The following is a 7621-nucleotide window of genomic DNA, read 5'->3' as shown; positions in this document are numbered from 1 at the left end:
TATGCGCTCAGCAATCGAATAGCGATTACTGTTTTTTTCTGCTGGTAATAAATATTAACACGGTTTCTGCTTCCATCTGCCGCTTCATAACAGAAATCAATTTCATCCAATGGATCTTGTGGTCTTTGAATCTGGCACTTGATCAGCATATCGTCAGCGGATATCTGAAGCTGCTGGGCATCCAATACCTCATACCCCGGCATTTTTATTAATTTCCCGTTCTTCCTTGCCATTGGCGGAAGCCCGAAGGTGAGATGGATATCGGAGCAACCAAGTGCTCTGCCCTGTTGAATTAAATCATCTATCTGACCCATGTAATCCTCCTTTTATTCGATGAAATTAGCTACTTTTATCATCTGTTCCATTGTAGTGCGTCCCTGTTCAATCAGGTCCATCAGGTTTTCTTTTAAATCCGTGAATCCATATTCTTTTGCTTTCTTTTTGATTTCCTGTGCGGAAGCATGCTTCATAATTAAATTTCTCAGATCCGGAGATACCAGAATAATTTCATGTACAGCTGTTCTGCCCCGATATCCAGTATGATTACAGTTTTTACATCCGGCGCCATGATAAAACTTCTCAGGCATTGGCCGGTCGGCACTCCATTGCAGCAATTCCTCTTCTGTAGGCGTATACTCTGTTTTGCAGTCCTCGCAAATAACTTTGACCAGCCGCTGTGATACGACTCCGATTACAGAAGATGCTACGATATATGGCTCCACGCCCATATCGATCAGCCGCATAAAAGCAGATGCTGCATCATTGGTATGAACGGTAGTAAGTACAAGGTGACCGGTAATAGCTGCCTGTGCTGCAATGACTGCCGTCTCCTGATCCCGGACTTCTCCTACCATGATAATATCCGGATCCTGGCGCATGATGGAACGCAGTCCGGCAGCAAAGGTTAAGCCTGCCTTCGTATTAATATGAACCTGGGTAACATTTTTTATATATTTTTCCACCGGATCTTCGATGGTCACCACATTGACATCTGGTCTGGACAATTCATGAAGTGCGGAATAGATCGTTGTGGTCTTTCCGCTTCCGGTTGGTCCGGTTACCATGATAATACCGTTTGGATTGGCAAGCAGCCGTTCAAACTTTTGATAGTTGCTTTCACTCATTCCAAGTTCTCTTGCCTGCACAATGTTAATTGCGTTATCACCCAGAATACGTACCACGATCTTCTCGCCAAAGACAGAAGGCAGTGTGGAGATTCGGAAGTTAATATTTTTACTTCCTACCGTCTGGCTGAAACGTCCGTCCTGGGGAACTCTGCGTTCCGCAATATCCAGACCACCCATAATTTTAAACCGGGTAGTAATGGGAACCAGTACCGTAGTATTTAATACCATTGCTTCCATTAAATCTCCATCAATACGAAAACGGATGCGGATGTTATTCTGGCAAGGTTCTATATGAATATCGGATGCTCTCATACTGCATGCCTGAATGATAATGGTATTTGCTAATTTTACCACCGGCGAACTGTCCACCCGGTCCATCATCTGCTGGAAGGACTCAGATACATTGGTGTCAGATTCACCTGTATATTCTCTATGTACATCGTCAATTGCGCTGATCATGGTTTTATTTACATAATTGCGCTTGATTGCTTCTTCCACGTCCAATTTAGAAGCCAGTGCCGGAACCACCTGCTTTCCGGTGAGTGTCTCTAATTCTTCAAATCCATAATAATTAAGCGGATTATCCGTTGCCAGGACTAAATTGTTCTGATCAACACGAAGGGGAATCACCATAAGGCGTTCTGCAATTTCCCTTGGAACCAGTGAAATCGCTTCGATGGTTGATTTTAACTGATCGAAATCCATAATGCGGACATTCATACGCGTGGACAGCGCTTTTAATCGGTCTTCCTCTGTGATATATCCCAGTTCAACCAGTACATCTCCAAGCATTTTTTTCATACTGCTGTTTTTTTGGTATTCCAGGGCTTCTTCTAATTGCTGCTCTGTAATATATCCGGTTTCTATAAGAACCTGACCCAGTCGTAAGTTTTTTAACATACTATTCCCCTTTGATTCTAAATGTGTTATAATTCATCTGCAAAACAAACGAAGGAGAGAAAACAATGGAATATTTTTGGCTTACATATGTTACTGTTATGGGATTCGTGATCGGGAGTTTTTTAAATGTCTGTATCTACCGAATACCCCTGCACCTCAATATCGCAAAAGGACGTTCTTTTTGTCCGTCCTGTCATACCACACTCAAGCCGTATGACATGGTTCCCATCTTCAGTTATCTCATATTGAGAGGCAAATGCCGCAAATGCAAAGCACCTATCTCTGTGCAATATCCGCTGGTAGAAGCATTAACCGGAATTCTCTTCCTTGCAGCTTTTTTAGCTCATGGTTTTACCATTTACAGCGGTTTGCTTTGTCTGTTTTTCTGCTGTCTTATTGTTGTATCAATCACTGATATCCAAACAATGACGATTCCTGATTCCCTGCAGGTTTTTATTTTCATACTTGCCGTAATCAACATCCTCATAACACCCAATGAAATTATGGAAAAATTAATCGGGCTGGCAGTGATCAGTATTCCCATGCTTCTCATCGCTGCTTTAACAGGCGGATTTGGCGGTGGCGATGTGAAACTCTGCGCCGTATGCGGGCTTTTCCTTGGTTGGAAATTAGTACTGCTGGGTGCCTTTATAGGATGCATTCTCGCCTCATGCTGGTCCTTACTTTTAATTATCCGGAAAAAAGCGGATAAAAAAACTTTGATTTCCTTTGGACCGTTTTTATGTTTCGGTTTTCTGTTTTCCGCCCTTTACGGTTCTGCGCTGATAAACTGGTATTTATCATTACTTGGATTCTGATACCTCTTTCTCCGGCTGCTCTGCAGGCTTATTGATTCCATACAGCGATAAGCCAATAGCAGCATTTTGAGTGGCATTTCCCGTAGCATCTCTGTCATTTTCTGATAGAGAAATGCTGTCTATTCTCAGACAGATACTCTTTGCATTTAAAGCTTTTACATAAGCCAGGATATTGTCATAAGTACCGGATACGGAAATTGAAACCTGGCTTTTTAATAATTTTGCCTGATTTTCTTTTTTTTGCCCGGAAATGTTTTCACTCTCAGAAGCAGTTTCTTCTGTTATGTCCTCAGCAGTATTAACCGCTGCTTCCGTTGCCGCTTCTGTCTCAATGTTAAAATCAGAAGAAGCATCCGTATACTCACCAATCTGCAAACTCTGTACATAAAGTGAATTTTCTTTCGCCAAATCATTTACAATTTTATCTATATTGTAACTGTTTAATACGGAATAAAAAAACTCATAATTCTCTTTAGAAATATTCTGCTGAACATTCAAATCGTCTTCAAGCGCGGTATTATCAATCAGTGCCTGCATTTGTTCCTGTTGAATTCTAGCAGCCTCTTCTCTTTCCCTTAGCACCTCTTTCTTTTCAAGTGCGGGATTTAAAAAGAACATCCATACCCCAGCCAGTAAAACAACGCAGATCAGAATCTGAAGCAGTATTTTTTCGCTCTTTTTCATTCTGATTCACCTCCCGTTTGCTGACCCCATAAAGTACAAACCAGCTGGAAGGTATAATTCGCAGCTCCATCCTCACTACTGCCGCTGCTGAATCCAGTGTACTTCACATCCGTATATAATCCGGAATCAGATAAAATTTTGGCAAAAGCAGAGGCGCCGTCCTGGTTCGTTGTATTACAGGAAATGGTGATTTCCCCATTACTGTAACCGTAACTGTTAATCGTGACATCATCCGGTTTTTTTAAATCCAGATTATGAAAATCGTCTGCTTCCAATCGCCGGGTATTTTTAATAACGTCAATATATTGATAACAAGTTTCATTATACTCAGACAGGGATATGGTATAATCCTGTAATGCTTTCGCTCTTTGATACAGTTTTTGATTTTCAGGATCGTTAATAAAATCCTGGCTCATCTGTACCGATGCTTCAACGGATAAATTACTTGCTGACTGGAGTGCATAAACGCCCGCCATTATCAACACAATTCCCATACCGGCAGCCAGGGGGATCAGATCCTTTTTTGTTGTCTTCTCCGTCTTTTTTTCCTTCATCAAAGGGAAGAAATCAATATCCTTTTCTTCTGCTACTTCTGACAGACTGCCTGCTGAAGCTCCTATAGCGTTCAAACAGGTTAAGTCATTGGGACCTGCAAAAGTTACATGCTCCGGAAATGCACACTTTACAGTTGTAATTCCCGTAGCATTTTCGATACGGCTTAGAAACTGTGAATCTCTTGATAAATCTCCATACATCAAAATCTGGCCGACTTTATTCCTTTTCCCTGTCTGGGAATGGAACTGCACAAGCTTAGAAACATTTTCTACGATTTCTTCAAGCGCAATAGAAATTGGATCCACTTCCCGGTTAAGAGACTGCACAGCAGACACAATAAAAGCATTTTCTTCAATGGTATCCTCGGCTTTGATCTGAGTGCTGCGGTATATCATCTTGCTGCCCGCCCCTGTAAATAAAAGACCAATCTGATCTCTTTCCGCACAGCATAGAATGGACATATCATTCCCTCCGGCAACTTTTAAGAGACATGCAAGACGCTCCATACTATTGCTGACCGTTTCGATTCGATAAGGAATAAGTCCTGCCCTGCGCAAAGTGGTGAGATAGTTATTGACCAGTGCCCTGGGCATTAAATAAACATCCACATTCTGCATCGTTTCGTTGTCTGCCCCATCCTTACGTTCATTCTTTTTAACAATATAATCAAACAAATAGTCTGATCGTAGCATTCCGGCCTTATTCAGCTCATTTTCCACCATGCCCCGGGTATGCTTTTTATTACCTGCAGGGACCTGGAATTCTTTTCTTAAAATGTCCACACCACTCACTGTAACAATACTTTTTTTAGTATGTATACGGTGCTCTTTTACTGCAACCTGGATAGCGGCTGCTACAGAGGCAGTGTTTACGATCACTCCGTTTAAATAAGAACCGTCTGGCATTGGAATCTCAATAAAACGTTTCACATTTATAGATTTGGCATTCACATCTTCTTCTACTATATGAATATGTTCTGCCGTAAATTCAATCGATAGTATCATTTTCGTCAGTTCCTTTCTAAATCGTCTGATACATTCCATATATCGGCATTAAAACGCTCGCCACTACCGATCCCACAATAATTGCAATTATAATCAACATTGCAGGTTCCATAATCGCCATCATTTTCTGAGTAGCTGTTTCTGATTCTTCCTCATAATATTCAGAAAGTTTTAAAAACATGGCATCCAGATTACCGGACTCTTCGCCAATATGAATCATGGACCAAACCATACTATCATACAGCCCCTGCTCTTCCAAAGCCTGAGATAGAGAAGTTCCTTTCTCTACCTGCTCTGTGGCCTGTTGCATTTTGTGTTCCAGATAAGTATTGGATATTACCGTACTGCAGATATCCATACAGCGTATTATTGATATTCCGCTGGAGTATAAAATACTCATTCCGTTGGCAAATCTGGATATTAATATTTTTTCCAAAAGCCTGCTGATCAGTGGGATTTTCAGCTTGCTTTTGTCATATCCCAAGCGAAAACCAGGATCCCTTTTTAAAAAATGAAGCAGTAAAATGATACCAATAATTACGCCCAGAGGGATATACCACTGATTCTTCAAAAATACACTGAGCATCATATAAAATGAGGTAAGAGGGTTTAAATCCTGCCCCTCAAACATCGTAAAAAACTGCGGAAGTACTACGGTAAACAATAAAATGATAACGGCAACGGTTATAGCCATTAATAATATGGGATATATTAAAGCAGTCTGAATTTTTCCCTTTAAACGATAGTCTCTCTCATAGTACTGCGCCATCTTTTCCATTACAATATCTAACGAGCCACTGGCCTCTCCTGCCAAAACCATGGCAGAAAGAAGTGTAGGAAATGTTTTGCCCAGCTTCTTCATTGCATCGTGCAGCGTCTCCCCTTTTTCAATTGCTTCGATCATATGCATATAACATTGTTTTTGCTTCGCCTTCCGACATCGTTCATATAAGAGCTGCAGCGAAGTCAGCATATTCATTCCGGAGGACAGCATGATTGCAAACTCCCTGCAGAATAAAGCTACTTCCTTTGGTTTAAAACGGTATTCAGACTGATTCTGTGCTTCCCGCAGCAGATCTGTTCTGGAAACCGATATACAATACCAGCTCTGTTTATCTAAAAAAAGATAGAATTCATCGTCCCCATTGGCTTCTATTTTGCCATTATGTATTTTGCCAGCTGCATCTTTTGCCGAGTAATTATAAAGGATCATACCTGTCCTCCTAACTTTTTTCAGGTCCATAAAGTCTAATATATCGAACTTTTTCTATCACCTTTTTACCTGTATTTCTATTCGTTAATGTTACTGTTAACTTACATACATTTTTTTCGGAAGCTGTGTCAGATTCTGAAAATGTTTTGGAAATTTCAGCGCTTATTCCCAGCTTATTATTCATAAAATATTTCTCATCATATGCAAGGCCCGGAATGACTTTGCAATCCTCACCTAATTGTATTTCCCGATTTTCCCCGGTGCTATATAGGTAATAAATAGTGTCAGGACTGCCCTCCTTTACTTCTACGGCTCCAGAGTAAGTGATCTGTTCATCAATTGCCGTAATCACGCTATTTGCTATCTGACTGGCATTGCTTGCACTGATAACTTTTTGATAAGATTTAAACCACTGGGGAAGTATTGCTGCTACTGTAGTAAAGAAAACAGCAACCAATGTGACTGTCAGGATTACTTCTATTAGGGTAAAACCTTTTTTTCTATCTGGATTTATACACAATCTCTTCTTCATGATCCATCACCACTTTCAGACTCTGGAATTCTTTGAAACTTTGCAAGCACAGAATCAGTGGTACCTTCCGAATCACCACTCTTTGGCTTCACCAATTTTACTTTCGCACTTACTTCTGTCTGATCTGCTAAACTGCCGTCTTTGGTAAGTTTGAATTTCAGTTCAATATCCGATTTCATTGTCTTTAAATTATTCCCAAGTTCCAGATCATTTATCTGATGATTCAGGTTTTTCTGAATGGCATTGTTTTTCACTAAAATACGGTTTGCATTAGAAAATAAAACAGCAACCAAAACCATGGTCATTGCAAATAATGCCAAACTTGTAACTAACTCGATCATCGTTTCACCCCGGTTATTTAAACAAATACTCCGGCGGCTAAAGAAATATTTCACTTTATAAATTAATTTATTTCTTATCATTTGACACCACACCTTCGCATTTTAATAAAGTGTATTTTGTTTGACCGGGTAAACTTTTATCCTGTAAGTAGAATGATGTAATACTGTAATCTCTGGATTTATAATGGATGATGGTCTGTGCCTTTACACGGTTTTTTTGTGTTACTGTCGAATCTCTTGTGAATTTTACCGACACATCAATTTCAGTTCCATTGCCGTCTTCCAGTTTATTACTTAAATCCGCTTTCATACCGGAAGATTCTGCATCTTCTCCTTCTAAACAGGCATCCAGATTAAATGCTCCGTCTTGTATCATGTCGTCAACAATCTCATATATGGAGTTTACATATTGAATAGCCTGTTCGTTGACTAACTGCCCTCTTGAAT

8 protein-coding genes and 1 pseudogene are annotated in these 7621 nt (G+C 40.3%); 1 reads left to right on the top strand and 8 read right to left on the bottom strand.

The features are described from left to right. Together ACH2DQ_RS09335 and ACH2DQ_RS09330 are read right to left on the bottom strand one after the other, a co-directional pair. Positions 1-314: pseudogene (locus ACH2DQ_RS09335) on the bottom strand (hypothetical protein); the annotation flags it as partial. A 12-nt stretch (positions 315-326) separates the two neighbouring features. After that, positions 327-2027, bottom strand: a complete 1701-nt coding sequence (locus ACH2DQ_RS09330) for a GspE/PulE family protein (protein WP_394911405.1) — start codon at positions 2025-2027, stop codon at positions 327-329. 65 nt (positions 2028-2092) lie between these two features. On the opposite strand from ACH2DQ_RS09330, the gene ACH2DQ_RS09325 reads away from it, so the two are divergent. Next, positions 2093-2845, top strand: a complete 753-nt coding sequence (locus tag ACH2DQ_RS09325) for a prepilin peptidase (RefSeq protein ID WP_394911406.1) — start codon at positions 2093-2095, stop codon at positions 2843-2845. Here the strand turns inward: ACH2DQ_RS09325 and ACH2DQ_RS09320 are convergent. The 6 genes from ACH2DQ_RS09320 to ACH2DQ_RS09295 all read right to left on the bottom strand — a co-directional run. Continuing rightward, entirely contained in the window at positions 2831-3529 is a 699-nt protein-coding gene (locus ACH2DQ_RS09320) for a hypothetical protein (RefSeq protein WP_394911407.1), read from the bottom strand. The genes ACH2DQ_RS09325 and ACH2DQ_RS09320 overlap by 15 nt on opposite strands. Beyond that, complete coding sequence (locus tag ACH2DQ_RS09315) at positions 3526-5088, bottom strand: PilN domain-containing protein (protein WP_394911408.1); 1563 nt, start codon at positions 5086-5088, stop codon at positions 3526-3528. Before ACH2DQ_RS09315 ends, ACH2DQ_RS09320 begins: the two co-directional genes overlap by 4 nt. A gap of 16 nt (positions 5089-5104) precedes the next feature. Next, a complete protein-coding gene (locus tag ACH2DQ_RS09310; protein ID WP_394911409.1) occupies positions 5105-6301 on the bottom strand; it encodes a type II secretion system F family protein in 1197 nt (398 codons plus the stop codon). A 10-nt stretch (positions 6302-6311) separates the two neighbouring features. Continuing rightward, the gene (locus ACH2DQ_RS09305; RefSeq protein ID WP_394911410.1) at positions 6312-6833 is read right to left on the bottom strand and encodes a type II secretion system protein; all 522 of its coding nucleotides are present in this window, start codon (positions 6831-6833) and stop codon (positions 6312-6314) included. Next, complete coding sequence (locus tag ACH2DQ_RS09300; RefSeq protein ID WP_394911411.1) at positions 6830-7255, bottom strand: hypothetical protein; 426 nt, start codon at positions 7253-7255, stop codon at positions 6830-6832. Before ACH2DQ_RS09300 ends, ACH2DQ_RS09305 begins: the two co-directional genes overlap by 4 nt. Continuing rightward, on the bottom strand, positions 7242-7621 hold a 380-nt coding region (locus ACH2DQ_RS09295; RefSeq protein ID WP_395026500.1), incomplete at its 5' end, for a hypothetical protein. The genes ACH2DQ_RS09300 and ACH2DQ_RS09295, both read right to left, overlap by 14 nt.

The organism is Robinsoniella sp., assembly GCF_034124845.1.
The sequence above is the reverse complement of the archived record's forward strand: the minus strand, read 5'-3'. Positions and strand labels throughout refer to the sequence as shown.